This window comes from Nocardia sp. IBHARD005, from assembly GCF_052814245.1.
On sequence record NZ_CP199935.1, the window covers coordinates 2,453,710 to 2,477,947 of the forward strand.

Annotated in this window: 10 protein-coding genes, 1 tRNA gene and 1 pseudogene; 11 read left to right on the forward strand and 1 reads right to left on the reverse strand. The window is 68.3% G+C overall.

Translation table 11 applies throughout. The features are described from left to right. Positions 1-29 precede the first annotated feature (29 nt). From glp to ACTWPB_RS11520, 11 genes and pseudogenes are all read left to right on the forward strand, one after another. On the forward strand, positions 30-1,289 hold the full coding sequence (gene glp, locus ACTWPB_RS11470) for a molybdotransferase-like divisome protein Glp (RefSeq protein WP_378913407.1): 1,260 nt from the start codon (positions 30-32) through the stop codon (positions 1,287-1,289). Between the two features lie 12 nt (positions 1,290-1,301). Beyond that, a complete protein-coding gene (locus ACTWPB_RS11475; RefSeq protein ID WP_446225634.1) occupies positions 1,302-1,952 on the forward strand; it encodes a GNAT family N-acetyltransferase in 651 nt (216 codons plus the stop codon). A gap of 136 nt (positions 1,953-2,088) precedes the next feature. After that, positions 2,089-3,090 (forward strand): divisome protein SepX/GlpR, encoded by a 1,002-nt coding sequence (gene sepX, locus ACTWPB_RS11480; protein ID WP_446225635.1) that lies wholly within the window; start codon positions 2,089-2,091, stop codon positions 3,088-3,090. 97 nt (positions 3,091-3,187) lie between these two features. Then, positions 3,188-3,260 (forward strand) — tRNA-Ala (locus tag ACTWPB_RS11485). A 312-nt stretch (positions 3,261-3,572) separates the two neighbouring features. After that, positions 3,573-17,240 carry an amino acid adenylation domain-containing protein gene (locus ACTWPB_RS11490; RefSeq protein ID WP_446226308.1) on the forward strand — a complete coding sequence of 4,556 codons (13,668 nt, stop codon included), beginning with the start codon at positions 3,573-3,575 and terminating at the stop codon, positions 17,238-17,240. A 109-nt stretch (positions 17,241-17,349) separates the two neighbouring features. Beyond that, the gene (locus tag ACTWPB_RS11495; protein ID WP_446225636.1) at positions 17,350-18,801 is read left to right on the forward strand and encodes a cytochrome P450; all 1,452 of its coding nucleotides are present in this window, start codon (positions 17,350-17,352) and stop codon (positions 18,799-18,801) included. Further along, a pseudogene (locus ACTWPB_RS11500) lies at positions 18,801-19,592 on the forward strand (flavin-containing monooxygenase); the annotation flags it as partial. The gene ACTWPB_RS11495 and the pseudogene ACTWPB_RS11500, both read left to right, overlap by 1 nt. Before the next feature lie 70 nt (positions 19,593-19,662). Continuing rightward, the gene (locus tag ACTWPB_RS11505) at positions 19,663-20,235 is read left to right on the forward strand and encodes a hypothetical protein (protein WP_446225637.1); all 573 of its coding nucleotides are present in this window, start codon (positions 19,663-19,665) and stop codon (positions 20,233-20,235) included. 1 nt (position 20,236) lies between these two features. Continuing rightward, positions 20,237-21,346: a saccharopine dehydrogenase NADP-binding domain-containing protein gene (locus ACTWPB_RS11510; protein ID WP_446225638.1), complete on the forward strand. Its 1,110-nt coding sequence runs from the start codon at positions 20,237-20,239 to the stop codon at positions 21,344-21,346. 411 nt (positions 21,347-21,757) lie between these two features. Further along, positions 21,758-21,961: a hypothetical protein gene (locus ACTWPB_RS11515; protein ID WP_446225639.1), complete on the forward strand. Its 204-nt coding sequence runs from the start codon at positions 21,758-21,760 to the stop codon at positions 21,959-21,961. 181 nt (positions 21,962-22,142) lie between these two features. After that, entirely contained in the window at positions 22,143-22,382 is a 240-nt protein-coding gene (locus ACTWPB_RS11520) for a hypothetical protein (RefSeq protein ID WP_446225640.1), read from the forward strand. A 61-nt stretch (positions 22,383-22,443) separates the two neighbouring features. Here the strand turns inward: ACTWPB_RS11520 and ACTWPB_RS11525 are convergent, their stop codons facing one another. Further along, positions 22,444-23,928: an MDR family MFS transporter gene (locus ACTWPB_RS11525; protein WP_446225641.1), complete on the reverse strand. Its 1,485-nt coding sequence runs from the start codon at positions 23,926-23,928 to the stop codon at positions 22,444-22,446. Positions 23,929-24,238: the final 310 nt, after the last annotated feature.

The following is a 24,238-nucleotide window of genomic DNA, read 5'->3' on the forward strand; positions in this document are numbered from 1 at the left end:
TTCACCGCCGCCATAGATTCAGGAGCTCGATGCGCTCGGTTGAGGATCAGCTGATCAAGGTCACCGCGGCTGCGGTCGCACCCCGGCCGGTCCGGGTGGCGATATCGGAAGCCCAGGGTTTGCTGTGCGCTGAGGACGTCGTCACCGAACGGCCGCTGCCCGGCTTCGATCAGGCCGCCATCGACGGGTACGCGGTGCGCAGTGTCGACGTCACCGCCGCGGGCACCGATGTGCGCGACGAGGAGGGCGAGCTGATCGACCTCACCCTGCCGGTGGTCGGCGAGGTGGTGGCCGGTTCGCGCCAGCCCATCCGCTTGCAGCCGCGCCAGACCGTGCGCGTCGACACCGGCGCGCCGATGCCGACCCTGGCCGATGCGGTGCTGCCGGTGGAGTTCACCGACGGTGGGCGGGCCAGGATCAAGGTTTTCGAGCCGGTTCGCTCTGGCGACTATGTCCGCCGCATCGGTGACGACGTGCAGCCCGGTGACGTGGCCGTGCGGGCGGGCACGATCATCGGCGCGGCCCAGGTGGGACTGCTCGCCGCGGTCGGCCAGGACAAGGTGCTCGTGCATCCGCGTCCCCGTCTGTCGGTGATCTCCATCGGTGGCGAGCTGATCGATATCGACCGCACGCCCGGTCCCGGCCAGGTCTACGACGTGAACTCCTACGCCCTCGCGGCGGCCGCGCGCGACGCGGGCGCCGATGTGAACCGGGTCGGCATCGTCAGCGCCGACCCGCGCCGGCTGCGTGATGTGGTCGAAGGACAGCTGGTGCGCTCGGAGGTCGTGGTGATCGCCGGTGCGGTCGGCGGCTGGGCGTCGGATCAGGTGCGCGAGGCGCTCGACGGGCTCGGCGAGCTGGAAGTGGACCGCGTGGCGATGCATCCAGGATCGGTGCAGGGTTTCGGTCGGCTCGGCCGTGACGAGGTGCCGACCTTCCTGCTACCGGCCAATCCGGTGAGCGCGCTGGTGGTGTTCGAGGTGATGGTGCGTCCGCTCATCCGGATCGCGCTCGGCCGCCGTCAGCCGATGCGCCGAATTGTCAGCGCCCGCACCATCACTCCCATCACCTCGATGCCGGGCCGCAAGGGTTACCTGCGCGCGCAACTGCTGCGCGACGAGGCGACCGGCGACTACCTCGTGCAGCCGCTGGGCAACGGCAACGCGGGCTCCTCGCATCTGCTGGTGACCCTCGCCGAGGCGAACAGCTTGATCGTGGTGGAGCCCGACGACACCGATTTCCGCACCGGTGACGAGGTTCAGGTCGCGTTCCTGGCACAGCGCGGCTGAAAAGTGGAGTCCATGAACGTATTCCGGGCAGGCCAGCACCCCGGATGGCCGGCTCGGCTGGGCCCGGTACGCGTCGCGGGCGGCACGGTGACCCTGCGACCGGTGCGTTTTCGTGATGCCGCCGCGTGGAGCCGGATCCGGCTGCGCGACCGCGACCACCTCGAGCGCTGGGAACCGACCGGGCGCGGCAGTTGGGAGGCGCGCAATCACGCGTCGAACTGGCCGTCGCTGTGGACGAGCTTGAAAGCCGAGGCCCGGCGCGGAGTGATGATCCCGCTGGTCATCGAGGTCGACGGGCAGTTCAGCGGTCAGCTGACCATCGGCAACATCGTGCGCGGCGCGCTGCGGTCGGGCTGGATCGGGTACTGGGTGGCCAAGGATCTCGGTGGTCAGGGGGTGGCGACCGCCGCGCTCGCGCTCGGCCTCGACCACTGTTTCGGCCCGATCGGCCTGCACCGCGTCGAGGCGACGGTGCGGCCGGAAAACCTTGCCAGCCAGGCGGTTCTGCGCAATGTCGGCTTCCGGGAAGAGGGCATGCTGCGCCGCTACCTCGATGTCGACGGTGCGTGGCGTGATCACCTGCTGGTCGGGCTGACCGTCGAAGAGGTTATGGGCACTGTGGTGGATCGCCTGGTCAGGGAGGGTCGGGCGGCGCAGCCGTGAAATTTCTGTTACTCATGTGGCAGGTGTGCACGGCGCGCCTGCCACACTGACGCGTCTGCCCGAATTAACCTACGGACGTCAGTGGTGCGTCCACAGATGGACAACACGTAGGTGGGGACGGGAGGTGATGACCGCGATGCCGAATTCGATCCTGTGGATCGGACTGGTGGTGCTGTGGGTCTTCGTCCTGTTCCCGATCCTGGCGGACCGGCATCCCCGGATCCGCCGCACCACCGATGCCGCGCTCGCCACACGCGTGCTGCACCGTGGCGGGGCCGAACGACGGATCCGCATCGGCGCGGCAGGCGGTCACGAGAGTGACCCCGACTACCGACCCCGTGTGCTACGCAAGCGCTCCCACCGAACTGATTCGGAGGATCGGATGACGACCGAAGAGCCCGTCACCGAAGATGACGACGAAAAGCTGACCCCCACAGTCGAACTCGAGGCAGCCGAAGCCGAGGTGGACGCCGGCGAGGCCACCGCGACAGCCGATCTCGACGACGACGAGGCAGAAGACACTGCGGCCGAACCACTCTCGGCGGAAGTCGAGCAGGAGCCGCCCGTCGCCGCGCGCATCCCACCCGCGCCGCCGGCCCGGCTCGACGACCTCGTGGCCCCCGACGCCGAATTCGACGATGACGACGACTTCACCCCGTCGCGTCGCGGTCGCGGCGGCTACGACCCCGAGGCCGACGCCATCGCCCGCGCCGCCCGCTACAGCTTCCGTCAGCGTGCGGTCATGGGCCTGATCATCGGGATGATCCTGTTCGCCGCGTTCGGGCTGCTGCTCAACTCGATCTTCTGGTGGGCCTGCGGGTTGTCGGCCATGGTGCTCACGGGCTACCTCGCCTACCTGCGCAAGCAGGTCCACGTGGAGGAGGAGATCCGCCGCAGGCGCGCGGCCCGCCTCACCCGCGGCAAGCGTCAGGAAGCCGCCGAAGCCACTCCAGAAGCGGCCACCACCACCCGTCGCACCATGGACCGCGACACCGCACGCGCCCTGCGCCGCCGCTCCACCCTGCTCGACACCGACGACGAGGATCCGAGGTTCGAGTTCCTCGAAATCTTCGATCCGGCCACTTCTCGCGCGCTCCGCAACCGGGTCGAAGACCTCGGTCAAGCTGTCGGCGAGTAACTGGTGCAACCATGCAAATCAGCAGGTCAGAGTACCGATTCGGTATCGGGGCGCAACCCCTGATACAGTGTCACAGCGCGGTTCGCCAGAGCCGCACGGGGCTATAGCGCAGTTGGTAGCGCGTCTCGTTCGCATCGAGAAGGTCAGGGGTTCGATTCCCCTTAGCTCCACCCTCAGGTCAGGCCTGGGTTCCGGGAAGCCGCGGAACCCAGGCCTGACCTTTTTGGCGAAATTGCTATTGATCCGTGCGGCATTTCGGATCGACAACGAACCTGGAGTTCCCTCCGTACGCAGGCCTATGCTGTAACGGCTTGTTCGTCGCGGCCCATGTCGAATCCCCGACACTCGCCACAGCTGGTCGGCGCGTGATCGCCGCGTCCTCGATCGGATTCCGGCGTGTTGGTCGCGAGCCGCACTGATCGCGGAAAGCCTTGATGATGGACCCTGATTCGAATTCGAGCAACCATTCCCGCAGCACCGATATGGGCGCCCCGACGGGACACCGCCTCGCGAATCTGCTCCGATCGGACCGGGTTCCGGCTGCAGCGTTTCCACTGTCGCCCGCGCAGTACGGGATCTGGATGGCGCAGCAACTCACCCCCGACGTCCCCTTCGTCATCGCCCAGTATGTGAAATTCCACGGGGAGCTGGATTTCGATCTCTTGCGGGCCGTCATCATCGCGAGCGGTCGGGAATTCGAGACTGCTTATGTGCGTCTGATCGAGGTGGATGGGCAGCCGTTCCAGCTCGTTGATCGAGAGCTCGATGTGCAAGCGGAGGTGCTGGACTTCCGCGGCGAGGACGACCCGCCCGCGGCCGCCGACGAGTGGTTGCGCCGCGACGCCGAACTACCCATGGATCTGCTGGCCGATCGCCTGTGCAAGATCGCGGTCCTTTACGTCGGCGATCTGGACTTCCTGTTCTATGTCAAAGCCCACCACATCGTGCTCGACGGCTATGGGGCGATGATCTTGATGAATCGGTGCGCTGAGTTGTACTCGGCCGCGATGGCCGGGCGCGAGGAGCAAGTCAGACCGTCGACAGATCTGCGCACCCTCTACGAGAACGATCAGAAGTACCGCGCATCTCGTCGTTTCGCCGCCGATCGCGAGTATTGGGCCGAGCGAATGCGCGATGTACCGGCCGCGAGCCTGGACGGTGACGTTGCCCCGGCCGCTCGGTGCATCACCGAGGTTGCCGCCTTGTCGCCGGCAACCGCCGAACACCTGACCGCATCCGCCGAGCACCTGCACACGAACCCGTCGGTGGTGGTGCTCGCGGCCTTCGCCTGCTATCTCTCGCGGCAATCAGGAAGCCACGAAGTGCTGGTCAACATTCCGGTATCGGCCAGAACAACCGCGAAATTGAAGCGGTCGGCCGGGATGCTGGTCAATGTCGTACCGCTGCGGATCCGGATTCATCCCGACGACACTCTCGGCGAGGTGATCGAGCGGACGCAGCTCGAACTGCTCGGTGCCCTGCGCCATCAAGGTTGTGGGATCGAGGACATCCGGCGATCCGCGGGTGAGACCGTGTCACGATTCTCGGTGCCGCTGGTCAATATGATGCTCGTCGACCAGGAACTGAGACTGGAAACGGTGACCGGCACTTTTCATGCCCTGTCCCGCGGACCGGTCGGCGACCGCCTGATCAGCGTGTACCGAAGCGGTAATCCGACCAGGACCATGGTCGAATTTCGCGCCAACCCGAATCGGTATCGAGACGACGAAGTGCGCGAGCAGTGCGCGCGGATCGTGGAACTCCTCGACGAGTTGGTCACCGCCGATCCGGACACGCCGCTGCACCGCATTCACCCCGCGAGTGCGCACGAGGCGCAACGGCGATACCGGGACACGGCGGTGCTCGACTACTGGATGTCGGCGCTGGGCGGGCTGCCGCAACAGCCGGAGCTGCCCACGGGTGCTTCCCGCCTGTCTCCGATGCCGGAAGCGCGAACGTCGGTCGAGTTCGCGATCGACGCCGAGTTGCACCGGGCGGTGGTGGCGCTGGCCGCCGAACAGCAGGTCGATTCGTTCGTCGTCCTGCATGCGGCGGTCTCGATGCTCCTCGCGCGCCTCGGTGGTGTCGATGATGTGGCGGTCGGCACTCCTGTCCCGCGTACCGCACCGTCTGGGCCCGAGGATTCTGCCGTGGACGTTCTCGTGCTGCGCACTCGTGTCGACGCGGCGGCTCCTGTCGCCGACCTGCTCGAATACATCGGCCGAGTCGACCGGGGTGCCTTCGCGCACGCCGATATGCCGTCGCGCCGGCTGGCGGCGACGCTGCGGCGCACCGGGCCGCACCCACCGCTGTTCCGGGTGACGTTCGAGCATCATGGCGATGAGCAGTCCGGCGCGGTCGCGGCCACACTGCGCGACGACAGCCTCCTCGGCATGGCGGACCTGCAGTTCTGCGTGACCGAACACTGGGACGCGGACGGCCGCGCAGCGGGCACGAGCGTGCAAGTGCGGTACCGGACCGATCTGTTCGACGAAGAGATCGTCCGGGGATTCGCGAATCGCTGGACGCGGATCCTGGTGTCCGCGACGGCGGAGGTGTCGGTGCGGGTCGGCGACATCGATCTGCTCGACCCGGCCGAACAGCAGACTCTGGTACCGGTGCGTGGCGCGCCCGGCGTCGCCCCACGGCTGCTGCCCGACATCCTGGCGGACGCGACATCCGCGACTCCGGCGGCTCCGGCCTTGTCGTGTGGGGATCTGCGACTGTCCTACCGAATGCTCGACGAGCGGTCGGACCGGCTGGCGCAGCTGCTGATCGGCCTCGGCGCGGGCCCGGAACGCTTCGTCGCGATCGCCATGCCACGGTCGGTCGAATCCGTACTGGCGGTCTGGGCGGTAGCCAAGACGGGCGCGGCGTTCGTGCCGATGGATTCGACCTCGCCCGCCGAACGGATCGCGACCATGCTCGACGATTGCGGTGCGGTGCTGGGATTGACGGTCGCCGCCGAGCGCGGGCGGATGCCGGGAAGTGTTGCGTGGGTAGTGCTCGACGACCCTCAGGTGGTGCACACGCTCGAGCAGCCCTCGGCAGCGGTGACCGATGCGGACCGGACCGTCGCCGTGCGGCCGGATCATCCGGCGTACCTGATCTACACCTCGGGGTCGACGGGAACGCCGAAGGCGGTGGTGGTCACCCATCGCGGACTGGCGAATCTCGTCGCGCACGCGACGACACTGGCCGATGCCGGGGCGCGGGTGTGGCACGGCGCCGCACCGAGTTTCGATCTGGCCGTGTTCGAACTGCTCGTCGCGTTCGGTGTCGGCGCCGAGCTGGTCATCGCGCCGCCCGGGGTGTACGGGGGTGCCGAGCTCGCCCGGCTGCTCGCCGCCGAGCGCATCACTCACTGGTGCACCACGCCTGCTGTGCTGGCCACCCTCGATCCGACCGACTTGGACCACCTCGCCTTCGTGAGTGTCGGGGGCGAGGCCTGCCCGCCGGGTCTGGTGCAGCGGTGGGCGCCGGGTCGGCGCATGGTCAACGGGTACGGTCCCAGCGAGACAGCGGTGCAGGCGACGACCGTCGACCTGCGGCCAGGCGACGACGTGACACTGGGCAGTCCCGGACGCGGATTCCATGCGCTCGTGCTCGACGCGCGCCTGCATGCGGTGCCCGTCGGCGTGATCGGGGAGCTCTACCTGTCGGGACCGGCGCTCGCGCGCGGGTATCACCGCAGGTTCGGGTCGACGTCGGCTCGGTTCGTAGCGGATCCATTCGGAACCCCGGGGCAGCGAATGTACCGGACCGGCGATCTGATGCGGTGGACGACCGTCACCGGCAATGGGGACTCGGCGCCGCGGCTCGCGTACGTCGGACGGGCCGATCACCAGGTGAAGCTGCGGGGCCGACGGATCGAGCTCGGTGAAGTGGAGGCTGCGCTGCTGCGCCACGCGCGGGTGGCGCAGGCGGTCGCCGAAGTCCGCGTCGACGCCGGAATCGAACACCTGGTGGGTTATGTGGTGCCCGAGGCGGGCGAGCGCGTCGACGGGCCGGAGGTACTGGCATCGGTGGCAGCGGTGCTGCCCGACTACATGGTCCCCGCAGTGGTGATGGTGCTGGCGGTGATGCCGATCACCGGCAACGGGAAGATCGACCGGGACGCGCTGCCGAAACCGGAGTTCAGAACCGCGGTGTACCGGGCGCCGCGCACCAGCGTCGAACGAGCGATGGTGGGCGTGTTCGCCGAGGTACTCGGCCTCGCGCCCGATCTGGTGGGCCTCGACGACCGCTTTTTCGACCTCGGTGGGGACTCGCTGCTGGCGACGGGGCTCGTGGCCCGGATACGCTCGGCGCTGGGGGCCGAGCTGCCGATCCGCACGATCTTCGAGGCGCCGACTGTCGCCGAACTGGTACCGCGGCTCGCAGGCAGCGGGGTGGCGCGGCCTGCACTGGTTCCGCAGCAGCGTCCGGCGCGGATCCCGCTGTCCTACGCGCAGAACCGGCTGTGGTTCATCCATCGCTACGAGGGACCGTCGGCGACGTACAACATCCCGATGGTGGCACGCCTGCGCGGGGACGTGGATGCCGCGGCCATGACCCTGGCCTTCACCGATGTGGTCGCCCGCCACGAAAGTCTGCGCACCGTGTTCGGGGAGGACCAGGGAGTCCCCTTCCAGCGGATCCTGTCGGCCGACACCGCGACATCGTCGTTGTCGATGACATCGGTGCCCACCGAACGGATGCCCGACGCGATCGCGACGGAGGTCGGATACCGGTTCGACCTGTCGGCCGAGATCCCGGTGCGTGCGGCGCTGCTGCGCCGAGCACCCGACGACCATGTGCTGGTGCTCGTGCTCCATCACATCGCCGCCGACGGGGCCTCGATGGTGCCGTTGGTGCGCGACATCATGACCGCATACCGCGCCCGGACGGCTGGGGCGGCGCCGGCTTGGCAGCCACTGCCGGTGCAGTACGCCGACTACGCGCTGTGGCAGCGCGAGGTGCTCGGCGAGGAGAACGATCCCGCCAGTGTGCTGGCGCGCCAATTCGATTATTGGCGAACCGAATTGGCGGACGCACCGCAACCGCTGCGCTTGCCGGCCGATCGGCCGAGGCCCCCGCTGCAGTCCTTCCGAGGCGGGCTGGTCGAGTTCACCGTCGACGAGTGGCTGCGCGCCGCGGTCGAGGATCTCGCCCGGTCTCGCGGTGCGACCGCATCGATGGTGATGCAGTCGGCTCTGGCGGTGCTGCTGCACAAGCTCGGCGCCGGGAACGACATCACCATCGGTGGTCCGGTGGCCGGTCGCACCGATGAGGCGCTTGCCGACCTGGTCGGGTTCTTCGTCAACTCCTGGGTGCTGCGGGTGGATCTGTCCGGCATCTACGAGTTCACCGACGTTGTCGACCAGGTCAGGGCGAAAGCGCTGGCGGCCTACGAGAATCAGGACGCGCCCTTCGAGCGGCTCGTCGAGTTGCTCAACCCGGTACGGTCCACCGCCCATCACGCGTTGTTCCAGGTCGCGATGGCATTGCAGAACCTGCCCGTTCCGGTGCTGGACTATCCCGGGTTGCAGGTGACGGTGGAGTCGGTGACGGCGGGGGTCGCACGGTTCGACCTGTTCTTCAACCTGTCGGACCGCTCGGCGACGCCGGGCGCACCGGGCGGGATGCGGGGCACGATCGAGTACGCCGGTGACCTGTTCGATCGCGCGACCGTGGAGCAGATCGCGGCTCGCTTCGTGCGGGTCCTCACCGCGATGGTGACCTGTCCGCACAGCCGGTTCGACCTGGTGGATCTCCTCGAACCGGGTGAGCGTCGGCGGGTGCTGGGGGACTGGAACGGCTCTGCGGTCGCGGTGCCGGACGTCACGGTGCCGACGCTGTTCGCCGAACAGGTGTCGGCCACCCCCGCCTCAGTGGCGCTCACCTGCGGTACCGAGCACTGGACCTACCGCGAGCTCGCCGTTCGCGTGAACCGGTTGGCCCACCGGTTGATCGCCCATGGCGTTGGCCCGGAGTCGGTCGTGGCGGTTGCCCTGGACCGATCGCCGGCGTTGATCGTGGCACTGCTGGCGGTGTCGTCGGCCGGCGGCGCGTACCTGCCGATCGACCCCAGCTATCCCAGTGAGCGCACCGAATTCATCCTCGAGGACGCCGCTGTGCAGCTGATGGTGAGCGAGCCGGGCGTCGCCGGGCAGCTGCCGTCCGCTGCCTGCCCGGTACTGCTGCTGGACCAGACATCGGCCGACGACCCGGCCGCGCGCGACGGGTCGGTCACCGATGCCGACCGGACCATGCCCCTGCGGCCCGAACACCCGGTGTATCTGATCTACACCTCGGGTTCGACCGGTGTGCCCAAGGGCGTGGCGATCACCCACCGCAACGTGGTCCACCTTGTCGCCCATGGCTGGCCGGTGAACCGGCCTCGGCGGCGGATGTCGATGACGTCGTCGCCGGGATTCGACGCTTCCGTGTACGAGATCTGGCCGGCCCTGCTCAACGGCATCGAACTCGTCCTCACCCCGCCCGGACCGGCGGATCCGGCGCGCATCGCGCACACGGTGCTCGACCACGGCGTCACCTCGATGTTCGTGTCCACTCCGATGTTTCACCTGATGACCGATCCGGTCATCGCGCCGGACCGGGTGTGGGAGCAGGTCGATCAGGTCGTCACCGCGGGCGAGGCGCTCTCCCCGGTGATCGTCGACCGCTTCCGCACCGCGCATCCGCAAGTTCTGGTGGTCAATGCCTACGGACCTACGGAGACCACGGTCTGCGCCACCGTGCACGCCGTGGTGGTCACCGACGACCCGGCCAGGACCGCGGTGCCGATCGGGGTGCCGATAGTCGGTGTGCGGGTGTACGTCCTCGACGCCGGTCTGCGACCGGTACCGGTCGGAGTCCCCGGAGAGCTCTACATCGCCGGGGCCGGCGTCGGACGCGGCTACTACGGCAGGCCCGCGATGACGGCGAGCCGGTTCCTCGCGTGCCCGTTCGAGGAAGCCGGGCAGCGCATGTACCGGTCGGGAGACCTCGTCACCTGGACGTCCTGCGGACGGACCGAATCCGGGGAGGTGACCGCTGCCCACCTCGACTTCGTCGGCCGCGTCGACACACAGGTCAAGATCCGCGGCTTCCGGGTCGAGCCCGGCGAGATCGAGGCGGTGCTGATGTCGCATCCCGCGGTCGCGCAGGCGGCGGTGATCGCGCGCCAGGTCCCGGGCAACACCGAGAGCAAGCAACTGCTCGGGTACGTCGTGCTCGACCGCGAGCTGACCGTGCGCGCGGACACCGATCGAGAATCGGCGGCGGTTCAGAGCTGGCAGGCGCTGTACGAGGACGTGTACTCGGCCGCGCAGACCACCGATCCCGCCACGGCAGGCGAGCCCCTCGAACCGGATTTCAGCGGCTGGAACGCCAGCGACACCGGCGAACCGTTGCCGCACGACGACATGCTGCAGTGGCGCGACGCGGCCGTGCGGTCGATCCGCAGGCTGCGGCCGCACCGGCTGCTCGAGATCGGGGCGGGCTCCGGGCTGCTGCTCGCCGAACTCGCCCCCGACTGCGACGAATACTGGGCCACCGATTTCGCCGCACCGACGATCGAGTCGCTGCGCACCGCGGTGGCCGGGCAATCGTGGGCGGATCGGGTGCGTCTGCGGGTCCAGCCCGCGCACGTGATCGACGGGCTCCCCGAAGGCCACTTCGACACCCTCGTGCTCAACTCGGTGGTCCAGTACTTCCCCGACGCCGCCTACCTGCTCGACGTGCTCGGCAAGGCCCGGCGACTGCTCGCGCCCGGCGGGTCGCTGTACCTCGGCGATGTCCGCAACCTGACCTTGTTGCCGCATTTCATCGCCGGGGTGGAGCTCGCGCGGGCCGACGGGACCGATACCGCCGCCATCGTTCGCGAGCGAGCACGCCGCGCACTGCTCACCGAGCGGGAACTGCTGCTCGCCCCCGAATTCTTCCTCGACCTGGGGCAGTACCTGCCCGGCATCACGGGTGTCGAGATCCAGCTCGGCCGGATGCGCGGGGTCAACGAACTCAGTCGCTACCGCTACCAGGTGGTGCTGCACACGGCTGCGGTCCGCTCGCTTGCCACGGTGCCGCAACAGCCGTGGACTCGGTGGCAGACCATGGAGGCACTGGGCGAGTACCTGCGGACAGACCGACCCGAGGTTGTGCGTGTCACCGGGATACCGCACGCCGGGCTACGGCAAGCGGTCGCCGATGCCGACGCGCTCGCGACCGCCCCCGACGCGATACCGGTGCGGAATCTGCTCGACGCGGCCCCGGCAGCAGGCGGGTCGGCGCCGCACGACGGCGACCGCCTCGCCTCGGAATGCGGATACTCGGCCGCGGTGACCTGGTCGCGCACACCGGATTCGATGGACATCGTCTTTCTCAGGAAAACCGGTGCCGCCCTGACCGACGTGTACCTGCCCGCCGGTCCGATCGGCGCACTCGCCCTGTACGTCAACGACCCCGGTGCCAGTGCGCGACTCGACGAGATCCGCCGTTTCGCCGACGAGCGTCTGCCCGAATTCATGGTCCCCGCCGCGATCGTTTGCCTGTCGGCGCTGCCCTTGACGGTGCACGGGAAAGTCGATCACCGGGCCCTGCCCGCACCGGACTTCGCGGCCCCGAGCACAGGTTTCCAGGCGCCGTCGACGCAGGCCGAGGAGACCCTCGCCGCGATCTTCGGCGACGTGCTCGGACTCGGAAACGTCGGGGTGCACGATTCGTTCTTCGCGCTCGGCGGGGACTCGATCATGTCGATCCAGGTGGTCGCCCGGGCCAAGTCGGCGGGACTGGTGCTCTCGCCACGCGAGGTGTTCGAACACAAGACCGTTGCGGCGCTGGCCGCCGTGGCGGCCTCCGTCGCGCCGAGGCCGGGGCCGCTCGCGGAACTGCCCGGTGGCGGAATCGGCGACGTCAGCGCACTCCCGATCGTGCGATGGCTGCTCGAGCGCGGCGGTCGCTTCGACCAGTTCTCCCAGTCGGTGCTGCTGAGCCTGCCTGCCGAAGCCGACGAGTCCACGCTGGTGGCCGCCCTGCAGGCCGTCGTGGATCGACACGACATGCTGCGCGCCAGGCTGCGGACCCCGTCGGCGGACGACGAGTGCCTGCGAGTGCGGCCGGTCGGGGCGGTGGACGCCGCTGAGCTGTTGCGGCGGATACCGGTCGAATCGGTGACCGATCCGGACTTCGTCCCTTTGGCCAGGGCCGCCCTCGATGCTGCTGTCTCCCGGCTCGATCCCGCCGGCGGGATCGTGCTGCGGGCGGTGTGGTTCGATGCGGCCACGACCGGCCGATTGCTGCTGGTAGCCCATCACTTGGTGATCGACGGTGTGTCGTGGCGCATCCTGGTACCCGACCTCGCCGTCGCGTGGGGGCGAATCAGCGGCGGACTCGACCCCGAACTCGAACCCGAAGCTACGTCGATGCGCCGCTGGGCGCACGGATTGCGCGAGGAAGCCAGCAGCGACACCAGGCGCGACGAACTCGCGCTGTGGCAGGAAATCCTTTCGGCCGACGAGCCCGCCTGGGGATCGCGGTCGCTCGATCCGGTGCTCGACGTCGGTGCCACCGTCGACACGATCACCGTCGACATGCCGACCGGCACCACGTCGACCCTGCTGACCACGCTGCCCGAAGTTGTCCACAGCGGAGTGGACAGCGGTCTGCTCACCGCCCTCGGTGTGGCGGTCAGCGCATGTCGCGGCCACGACACCGATCAGGTGCTGATCGGGCTCGAAGGCCACGGTCGAGAAGAACAGGTGGTGCCCGGCGCCGACTTGTCGCGCACCGTCGGCTGGTTCACCAGCATGTACCCGTTGCGGGTGGATCTGTCCGGCATCGATGCCGACGAGGTGCTTGCCACCGGCGCGCGGACCGGGACGGCGATCGCCGCGGTCAAGGCGGTCAAGGAACAGCTGCTCGCCGTGCCCGACCACGGGATGGGGTATGGCCTACTGCGCTATCTCGACGACGAGTCCCGGTCGGTGCTGGCCGCCCGCCCCGAACCGCAGATCGTCTTCAACTATCTCGGCCGGATCACCGGCACCGGACTCGGGAGCGAGACCGGATGGCTGCCGATCACCGATGTCGACCTGGGTGGCGGTATCGACCCGGCGCAACCCGCGACCGCGGCGGTGGCCGTCAACGCGGTCGTTGTCGACACGGATGGCGGTCCGGTGCTGCGTACCTCGTTCGCGTATCCGACGGGCGTGCTGGCCGCCGATGAGGTGACCGAGCTGGCGGACCGATGGCGACAAGCCCTGACCGCACTGGCCGCCGGTGCCACCGAGCCCGGCGCGGGCGGACACACCCCATCGGACGTGCCGTTGGTGCCGCTGACCCAGCGGGCGATCGAGGAGCTGGAACATCGGTATCGGGGACTAGAGGACATCCTGCCGTTGACGCCGCTGCAGAGCGGCCTGCTGTTCCACACCTTGCAGGCCGACTCGGTCGACGACTACCTCGTGCAACTCGATTTGCATCTGCGTGGCAGCGTCGATGCGCCGCGGCTGCGGCGCGCGATCGCGGCCCTGTCGCAGCGGTACCCGAACCTGCGTGCGGCCTTCGCGCTGCAGGGCGGCCGCCCGGTGCAAGTAGTCCAGCACACCATCGAATTCCCGCTCCGCGAGATCGATCTGACCGGCGGCGAGGCCACCGATGTGGCTCGGATCCTGACCGAGGACAGGGCCGCCCGCTTCGACTCCACCGTCGCGCCGCTGCTGCGGCTGACCCTGATCCGCCTGGCAGCCGACGAATTCCGGCTGGTCTTCACCAACCACCACATTCTGCTCGACGGCTGGTCGGCGCCGCTGCTGTTGCAGGAGATGCTCGTTCTCTACGCCGCCGACAGCGACACGTCGGTACTGCCGCGACCCCCCGCCTACCGCGACTATCTGAGCTGGCTCGCCCGCCAGGACGCCGACGCCGCACGCACGGCGTGGTCGCGCTACCTGAGTGGGCTCGACCGCCCGACCCTGCTGGTCCCCGGCCGGCGCGGTGAGCAGGTGGACGCCGTCTCCGCCGACACCTCGCTCGACCTCGGCGAAGACCGCAGCCGCCGGCTCGAGGCCTTCACCCGCGAACACGCCCTGACCCTGAACATTGTCGTGCAGGTCGCCTGGGGCATCGTGCTGGCCACCCTCACCGGACGGCGCGATGTGGTGTTCGGCGCCACCGTCTCCGGTCGGCAGGCGACGATACCGGGCATAGAGGAGATGGTCGGCCTGTTCATCAACACCGTGCCGGTGCGCGTCACCCTCGACCCGAACAAGACCCTCACCGAGTTGCTCGAGGAGGTCCGCGCCGAACAGTCCGGGCTACTGGATTACCACTACCTCGGACTGGGCGATATCCAGCAGGCAGCAGGCCCGGCCGCGGTCTTCGATACCTTGACGGTGTTCGAGTCGTATCCGGTCGACAAGGCCGCGTTGCGCCGGGCCATCGATATCGCGGGCATGCGCGTGACCGAGGTGACCGCCCGCGACTCCGGTCACTACCCCCTGACCCTGGTCTCGCACATGGACACCCAGTTGCATCTGCGGGCCAGCTACCGTCCCGACCTGTACGCGCGCGAGAGCGCCGAGGAGGTACTGACCCGGGTGGTCCGAGTGCTCGACGCCGTCGTCGACGAACCCGGGATGCTGCTCGGGCGGCTGAATCTGCTCGACGAGACCGAACACCGAGACCTGGCCCCGGTCATCGATCCCACCGCGGCCCCGGTGACCGAAACGACCTGGACCGCGATGTTCGCCGACCAAGTGGCCCGCCATGGGCAACAGGTCGCGGTCGTCGACCACTGGGAACAGTTGACCTACACGGAGTTCGGCGCCCGGATCAATCGGCTGGCGCGATGGCTGATCTCGCGGGGCGTCGGCCCCGACACACCGGTGGTGGTGGCGCTGCCCCGATCCATCGGCCAACTGGTGGCGATGCTCGCGGTCATCGAAGCAGGCGGCGCCTATGTGCCGATCGATCCCGATCTTCCGGCGGTCCGCACCGCGCATGTTCTCGACACGGTCCAACCGGCATGCGTGCTGACCGGCGCGGTCGACACTTCGGGCTGGGATGAATCCCCGCTCACCGACGCCGACCGTCTCGCGCCGGTCCGGCCGGACAATATCGCGTACGTGATCTTCACCTCGGGTTCGACGGGCGTGCCCAAGGGCGTGACGGTCACCCACCGGGGACTGGCATATCTGGCGGGCCGGTTGTCCGGTGTGGCCGACGCCGCCGCCAGCGTCCTGCACGTGATCTCGCCGAGTTTCGACCCGTCGCTGCTGGAGTTCTTCACCGCGTTCGGAGCGGGCGCGCGACTGGTGGTGGCCCCGCCAACGGCGAACGCGGGCCTCGAACTGGAGAAGCTGCTTCGCACCGAGCAGATCACCCACATGTTCACCACTCCCGCTGTGTTGGCCGACCTCGATCCGATCGAGCTGCACGAGCTGGCCTTCGTCAGTGTCGGGGGTGAGAGATGTCCGCCGGAGCTCGTCGAGCGTTGGGCGCCCGGCAGGCGCATGGTCAACGGGTATGGGCCTACCGAGGCCACCGTGATGTCGAATATCCGCGACCCACTCGTGGCGGGCGATCCGATCACGATCGGTGCCCCGCTGCCGGGATTCTCCGAGGTGCTACTCGATGAACGACTGCAACCGGTACCGGTCGGCGTAGTCGGCGAACTGTATGTCGCCGGGCCGGGAACGGCGCGCGGGTATCACCGGCAACCGGGGATGTCGGCAACCCGGTTCGTGGCGGATCCGTTCGGCCCGCCGGGCAGGCGGATCTATCGCACCGGAGATCTGATGCGCTGGATCGGCAGGTCCGGCCGGCTCGAGCTCGAATATGTCGGGCGCGCCGACTTCCAGGTCAAGGTGCGGGGGTTGCGCATCGAGTTGGAGGAGGTGGAGGCGACGCTGTTGCGCCATCCGGCGGTCGGCCAGGCGGTGGCGGTGGTCCGCGACGACGGCGGCGGCGAGCGCCTGGTGGCCTACCTGGTGCCCGCGGCGAACACACACATCGACACGGCCGAGGTGCTGCGATTCCTGGCGTCGGCGCTGCCGTCGTACATGGTGCCGAGAACAGTGCTCGTGCTCCCGGCGATGCCGGTGACACCGACCGGGAAACTCGATCGCACGGCGCTGCCGGTCCCGGAGGTCACCCGGTCGCAGTACCGGGCCCCGCGAACCGATACCGAGCGGACCGTCGCGGCGGCCTTCGAGACGGTGCTCGAGATCGAACGAGCCGGGTGTGACGACAACTTCTTCGATCTCGGCGGCAACTCGCTCAGCGCCATTCGTGTGGCATCCACCCTGCAGGAGATGCTGTCGCGCGAGGTCGCGCTGCCGCTGATCTTCCTGAATCCCACTCCCGCGAGCCTGGCAGACCGCCTGGATTCCCGATCCGGCGACGCAACGACGTCCGGTGCGCTCGACGTGCTGATCCCACTGCGCGCAGCGGGTAGCCGGACACCACTGTTCTGTGTTCATCCAGCGATCGGCATCTCCTGGGTGTACACCGGCTTGCTGCAGTACCTGCCCGGCCGGCCGGTGTACGGCCTGCAGTTACCCACCCTGTCCGGCGGTCCGGCCTACGCGTCACACCGCTGTCTCGCCCGCCGCTACGTCGACGAACTCCGAGCCGTGCGCCCACACGGCCCCTACCACCTGCTCGGCTGGTCACTGGGCGGTCTGATCGCGCACCACATGGCGGCTCAACTTCGCCAGGCGGGCGAGACCGTCGATCTGGTTGTGCTGGACTACTACCCGATCCAGCGCACCAGCAGGGACCTCGGCGTCGAGGAGCTGCTCGCCAGCCTCGGCATCGACCCGGGCGACACGAAACTTTCCGCCGAAGACGCAGTCGCCCTGGTGAATCGATCGTTCGGTCACGAAACCGGGCTCACACCAGTCGAACTCGAACGCATCCTGGAGGCGTATGCCGAGGTGCACCGCACTGCCGGCACGGAACTCGAGCTGGAGATCTTCGACGGCGACATGCTGTTCTTCGCCGCCGCGGACTCACTGGCCGAGTCCGGCGAGGTGAGCCCGCAGTTGTGGCGGGAAGCCGTCGCGGGCAACATCATCGAACACACCGTCGAGGGCGATCACCTGCACATGATGACTCCCGAATCGGCCGCGATCATCGGCCCGCTACTGGCCGACCACCTCGAATGAGTCGCCCCGCGGTCGAATCGCTCGAGTGCGCTGCCGCGCATGAGAGTAGACGTAACCGGCGGTACCGCTGACTGGCGGGTTCTCTGCCGAAACGGACCGCCGCGGAGGAATGGTTGACAACTCGGCCGGTGCGAGCGACCCTATAAAAGTACTTATTCGTACTTTAGTTTCGATGAGACGGGGAGCACCCATGTCGGTCGCAGCAGGACGGGTGCCCGCAGCGGCGCTGCGGGGAATCGATACGCTCGCGCGTCCGCCGATTCATTCGGTGATCGGATTCGGCGCGTTCTGGGCGGCTCCCGAGTTCGCGCGCAAGGAGCTGCTCAAGCGCGGGGAGCGCGTGGTGGTCGACATTCCGCTGCTTCCCAAGCTGCTGTTCACCGCGTCACCACAGGACGTCAAAGCGGTGTTCGGCGACCGTGACGGCGCGCTGAAGCTCGGCGAGGCGCTGCGGAAGATGGCACCGCACGAGATCGTGTTCGGCACCGAGATGATCGACTGGTGGAACGGCGCCAACCACGCGCTGCTGCGCAAGAAGGTGATGCCGGCATTCGGTGGTCGCGCGTTGGCGGGCTACGAGCAAGCCATCACCGACGCGGTGCTCAACCGGCTGCCCGAATGGCCGGTGGACAAGCCGGTCCAGTTCACCCATCTGATGCAGGACCTGGCCCGCGACGTCATCATCGCGGTGGTATTCGGTGTCACCGAACCCGACCGGCGGCGACGGCTGGAAAAGGCGTTCATCGATCTCGACAAAACGCTCGCCTCGCCCGGGATCGTCGCCAGGTACGTGATCGCGATGGCACGCGGCGGCAAATGGCCCAGTTTCGAACGGCTGGAGAAGATCAACGCCCGGATCGACGCGATCACCCGCGAGGAGATCGAGTTCCGCCGCGACAACCCGAGCGACGAGGAACGCAAAGACTGCCTCGAGATCTTCCTGAAGCTGCAGGAGACCGACGAGGACAACGTGCTCGACGATCACATGATCGCGCTGTTCCAGCGCATGCTGCTGATCGCCGGATACGAGACCACCGCGGTCACCCTCTCATGGGTGGCAGAGCGCGTGACCCGCCACCCGGAGGTGATGGCCAAGCTCGAGCAGAGCATCGACGCCGGTGACGACACGTACTTGGACGCGGTGATCACCGAGACGATGCGGCTACGTCCCGCGCTGCCGGTGACGATGCGCTACGCCTGGGAGGACTTCGTGATGAACGACGTCCTCGTCCCGAAGGGGACAGTGATCATGTTGTATATCAACGCGATTCAGAAACGGGCCGACATCTATCCCGATCCGGAGACCTTCGATCCCGAGCGTTTTGTCGGCGTCCGCCCCGACCCGAACAGCTGGCTCCCGTTCGGCGGGGGCGCGCACCGCTGCATCGGCGCCTCGTTCGCGATGTTCGAGTCGCGGGTGCTGTTGCGCACGATCCTGCGGCATCGGGCGTTGAAGCTGACGACCGCACCGGACGAGCGCCAGGATCAACACCGCAACATCTTCCTGCTCCCCGGCGACGGCGGCCGGGTGACCATGCGCAAGCGCCCCGAGGCGAGGTAGTGGTCGAGCGCCGGTACTGCATCATCGGCGCGGGCTATGTCGGCAACGGCGTCGCCCGCGCGTTCACCGCAGCGGGAATCTCATACGACCAGCTGGAAGCGACCGATCACATCGGCGGCAACTGGGCGCACGGCGTCTACGACTCGACACACCTGATCAGCTCGCGGAATTCGAGTGGATACCCCGGGTTCCCGATGCCGGCGGACTATCCCGATTTCCCCAGCCGCGCGCAGATGCTCACCTATCTCGAGGCGTTCGTCGATCACTACCGTCTGCGCGCGAACATCGAGTTCGGTGCCGAGGTCGTGCGGTGTGAGCCGATCGACGCGCGGGGCATGGACGGGTGGCGCGTCGAACTGGCATCCGGCGAACGACGCGAGTACGCGGGCGTGGTCGTCGTCAACGGTCATGACTGGCGCTCTCGCCGACCGTCGTACCCCGGCACCTTCACCGGTCGGCAACTGCATTCGAAGCAGTACCGAGCGCCCACCGACTTCGACGGCGAGCGGGTGCTGGTGGTCGGCGGCGGCAACAGCGCCTGCGATATCGCGGTGGAGGCCGCGACGACCCTGGGTTCAGCCGATATCTCCATGCGCAGCGGATCATGGTTCGTGCCGAAGATGATCGCCGGGCTGCCGATGGCCGAATGGGATCGGGTCTGGCTGCCCACGCCGCTGCTGCGGGCGTTCATGCGCACCCTGATCCGGGTCCGGTTCGGCGACTGGACGCGCTACGGGCTGCCGACGCCGTCGAAGCGATTGTTCGAGACCGAGCCGGTAGTCAACGAGCAGTTGCTGTACTTCCTGAAGCACGGGAGAGTGTCGGCCCGGCCGGGAATCGAGCGGTTCGACGGCAAACGAGGTGCACTTCGTCGACGGCTCGGCCGCTCGTTACGACACGATCGTGTGGGCGACCGGCTACGAGGTCGGGTTTCCGTTCCTCGACGAGGCGTTGCTGCGGTGGGACAACGGCAACCCCGTGCTGCTCGATCACCTGCTCCCGCCGGGTCTGGCGAACCTGTACCTGTTCGGTTTGCTCAAACCGCTCGGGGGCGCGGGCCGGTTGATCGGCGACGGTGCCGACGTGGTGGTCGGACTGGTGCGGGCACAGGAGGATGTTCCGGTTCCGCTGAGCGACTTGGCCGCCGGTGTGCTGCCGCAGACGTCGAGCATGCTGGTCGGCATCAGCCAGATGATGCGGGTGTTCGACCGGGCGCATGCGTTCACCGACGCGGTGACACTGCTGCCGTCGAGCATGTACGCCAACATCCCCACGGCGCTGCGTCGGCCGGGATTGTCGGCGTTCGCCGCGCCGCGCTGGACCGCACGGACTGTCAACGAATTGCTGTCGCTCGCCGGCGCGGGTGTCCGCGCGGTCCAGCGACGCTCGCCCCAACCACGCCCTGTCCCTGTGACAGCGGACCGTAAGGACTGATGTGAGCATCCTCATCTGCGGCGCCACCGGGCACACCGGCCGGCGGACCGCGCAGCAGCTCGTCGAGGCCGGCGAGAAACCGCTGTTGGCCGGGCGCAATCTCGGCGAACTGCACAAGATCGCCGATCAGCTCGGCGGCTGTCCGGTAGCGGTCGTCGACCTCGAACGGCCGGAGTCGATCCGCGACCTGCTCAGCCCGGGCGACGTGCTCGTCTCCACCGTCGGACCGTTCGCGACCGTGGGTGACGCGCCGATCCAGGCCGCCATCGACGCGGGCGCCCACTACATCGACTCCACCGGTGAACCGCCGTTCATCCGAAAGGTGTTCGAGCACTACGGGCCTCGGGCCGCCGACGCGGGCACGGTATTGCTGCCCGCGTTCGGCTACGACTTCGTCCCCGGCAACCTCGCCGCCGCGCTGGCGTTGCGCGAGGCGGGCGCGGACGCGGTCCGGGTCGATGTCGGCTACTTCCTGACCGGCGCCCGACGCGCCGCGGCCGGCCCCGCCGCGCAGGCTTCGCTGGCGAAGGCGATGTCGGCACCGATGTACGCCTGGCAGGGCCATCGAATCGTCGACGAGCCGGGCGGGGCGCGGATGCGCACGTTCGCCGTCGACGGCACGCAGCGTCCGGGTTTGTCGATCGGCGCGACCGAACATCTCGCGCTGCCATCGCTGTTCGGGCAGCTGTCCGAGGTCAACGTGTACCTCGGTTGGTTCGGTCCGGCCACCGGTCTGCTGCACACCATGTCGCGGTTCACACCGACGCTGACCCGGTTGCCGTTCGGCGCACGCGTGATCGAGCAGGGTGCCTACCTGGCGATCCGGGCAGGAACCACCGAACCCACGCCCGCGTCGATGGCGAGCACCCGATGCTGGTTCGCCGCCGCCGCGTACGACGCGGCCGGTGCCCAGCTGTGCGAGGTCGCGCTCACCGGCCCGCACCACATGACGTTCACCACCAACATCATCGCGTGGGCCGCCCAGGAGCTCGCCGCGCGACGGGTGCGTGGCGCCGGGGCGCTTGGGCCGGTGAACGCCTTCGGCATCGACACCCTGCACGACGGCTGCGTCCAGGCCGGGCTGGCACTACACGAGGAGACGACACTATGACCAGGCTTGCCTACCACGAGGCAGCGGACGCCACCGTCTACTCGCTGGAATATCGCCTCGGCCCCCCGAGCATCCGTATCCGGCCGGGCTCGACGACGCTTACGCGGCGCTGACGGCACTCATCGACGAGCACGGCATCGCCCCGAGAGCTTGGCCCTGGCAGGCGATTCCGCGGGCGGCGCGCTCGCGATCGCCAACTCGTCGACGACCGCCGGATCCAGGTGGGCGCACTCGGCCTGATCGGGCCGTGGGTCGATCCGACCCAACGCGCCGCCGACCACGGTGCGCGCCTACGCGACCTCGTCACCAACGAGCGGTGGAGCCTGTGCACGCCGCCCACTACCTCGATTCCGGCGACCCGAACGATCCCGGATTCGCTCCGCTGCGCGGAACCTTGCCGGGCTGCCGCCGATGTCATCCACGTCGCCCCCGACGAGCGTGGCGACCCGCAGGTTGTTCGATCTCGTCGACCAGGTTCGGGCCGCGGGCGAAGTGGCCGAGCTCGCCGTGTACCCGGGTCTGTGGCACAGCGCGCACGCCATGGCGGGAACCGTGGTCGCGGCGACGCGCGCACTCGACGATCTGGCGTTCTTCGGAAACATCATTGGTCGTTGATGGTTTCCGCTGTGAACGACGGTTACACCACGCTGACGCCGGAGGAGAAGGCCGACGCCGTCATCGTCGCGCAAGGCTATCCGCAGTCGAGCAATTCGGCAGGCAGTACGGCCTGCCCGCCACCTACAGCCCGAGCCGGGGCTTCGGCTTCTTCGGCCCGCCACCGAACTCGGCGACCTCGGTGATCTACGTCGGACTCGACACCGCCGAAGCCGACCTGCGATCCCGTTTCGCCGAGGTGGAGCGCGTCGTGCACCTCGACGACCCCAAGGGCACCCCCGGCATCGACCGCATGACCGCCGTCTGGGTATGCAAGGGCCCGAAGCAGCAGTGGTCGACCATGTGGGACTCCATGACCACGCTGTACTTCGATCTCGGCCTCTGGCGAGACCCCAACACCACTACGCGGCCCACGCGCTGAGCTGAGACACCACAGATACAACGAACCCCCGGTCGCAACCGGGGGTTCGTTGTCACTGTGGTCAGTTCTTGACCAGCGCCGGCTCGTCCGCGGCGTCCTGCACGGGCGCGGCGTGCGGGTCGGCTGCCGCCCGGTTCGGCAGCAGGACCGCCATGGCGATCACGACCAGGGCCAGCAGGGCCGAGATCAGGAAGGCCAGGCGCATGCCGTCGAGGGTGGCGACGGCCGCCGGGGTGCCCTCGTCGATGAGCGAGGTGCTGCGGGCCGACATGACGGTGACCACCAGCGCGGTACCGAACGCGGCCGCCACCTGCTGGAGGGTGCCCAGCATCGAGCTGCCGTGCGAGTACAGGTGCATCGGCAGTGCGCCAAGACCCAGGGTGAACACCGGAGTGAACGCCGCGGCCAGCGACACCATCAGCAGGATGTGCAGGCCGAGCAGCTGCCAGTACGGCATGTCCATCGAGATCTGGGTGAAGCCGGCCAGCGAGGCGGCGATGCCGATCGAGGCGGGGATCACCAGCGCCCGCCCACCGAACTTGTCGAACAGCTTGCCGACGGTCGGGCCGAGCAGACCCATCGCCAGACCACCCGGCATCACCAGCAGGCCGGTCTCCAGCGGGCTCAGCCCGCGCAGGTTCTGCAGATACAGCGGCAGCAGGATCATCGAGCCCATCATCGCCAGGAACGCGATCGACATCAGGACCAGTGCCTTGGTGTAGGTGCCCTGCAGCAGGACCCGCAGATCCAGCAGCGGCGTGCCCTTGCGCTGCAAGCTGAGCTGGCGCAGCGCGAACGCCGCGATCAGCGCGACACCACCGGCGGTGATCAGCGCGGCGGTGGCGTAGCTGTCACCGTGGAACTTGCTGAGCCCGAACACCAGTCCACCGAAGCCGAGGGCCGCCAGCGCCACACTGGGGAGGTCGAGCGTGCCTGGCTGCGGCTCGCCGACGTTCTCCAGCTGACGCAGACCCAGCCAGGTGACCAGACCGGCGATCGGCAGCATCACCACGAACAGCAACCGCCACGATTCGATGCCGGGGATGTTGATCTGCAGGATCAGGCCGGAGATGATCGGGCCCATGGCGGGCGCGACCGAGATGGCCAGGGTGACGTTGCCCATCACGCGGCCACGGTCCTGCTCCGCCACGACGGTCATCAGGGTGGTCATCAGCAGCGGCATCATCACCGCGGTGCCACCGGCCTGGATGACGCGCCCGATCAGCAGTACAGCGAACGTCGGCGCGAGTGCCGAGATCACGGTGCCCGCGATGAACACACCCATCGCGGCCGCGTAGGCCTGGCGGGTCGTGACCCGCTGCAGGAACCAGCCGGTGGTGGGGATGATGGCGGCCATCGTGAGCATGAACGCGGTGGAGACCCACTGCGCGGCGACCTCGGTGACGTGCAGATCGCTCATCAGCCGCGGGATCGCGTTGATCATGATGGTTTCGTTGAGGATGACGACGAAGGTCGCGAGCACCAGCACGCGGATGACGGTCGGTGTCTTGCCCTTCGTCGTCGGCGTGGATAGATCGGCTGGCATCGGGGTACCTCCGGGTGCAGGGGGGGAACGGCGGGGCGTGAACTGTGGCCCGATGCCGAGTCGACGACGTGCCGGCACCACACGAGAAAAGACGGAGTCCGTCGGTACAACTCATCGGGCGCCGGTCAGTATTCCGGCCGGGTCCGACACAAATCACCTGGTTTTCCGGCTGCGCGCTGGTCGAGGCGGATCGAAAGGTGCAGGTCCGAGGCGTATCGGAACGAATCTCGGACCCGATGGTGAGCCTGGTCACTGCCGGATTTCGACGGATGGCGGGTCGCGTGTTTCGGAATACACCGGCGGCTCGCGG

What these genes read in the sequence shown, in the direction of transcription:
- glp (WP_378913407.1), top strand. Translation starts at nt 30, where the DNA reads ATGCGCTCGGTTGAGGATCAGCTGATCAAGGTCACCGCGGCTGCGGTC.
- ACTWPB_RS11475 (WP_446225634.1), top strand. Translation starts at nt 1,302, where the DNA reads ATGAACGTATTCCGGGCAGGCCAGCACCCCGGATGGCCGGCTCGGCTG.
- sepX (WP_446225635.1), top strand. Translation starts at nt 2,089, where the DNA reads ATGCCGAATTCGATCCTGTGGATCGGACTGGTGGTGCTGTGGGTCTTC.
- ACTWPB_RS11490 (WP_446226308.1), top strand. Translation starts at nt 3,573, where the DNA reads ATGGGCGCCCCGACGGGACACCGCCTCGCGAATCTGCTCCGATCGGAC.
- ACTWPB_RS11495 (WP_446225636.1), top strand. Translation starts at nt 17,350, where the DNA reads ATGGTTGACAACTCGGCCGGTGCGAGCGACCCTATAAAAGTACTTATT.
- ACTWPB_RS11515 (WP_446225639.1), top strand. Translation starts at nt 21,758, where the DNA reads ATGTCATCCACGTCGCCCCCGACGAGCGTGGCGACCCGCAGGTTGTTC.
- ACTWPB_RS11525 (WP_446225641.1), bottom strand. Translation starts at nt 23,928, where the DNA reads ATGCCAGCCGATCTATCCACGCCGACGACGAAGGGCAAGACACCGACC.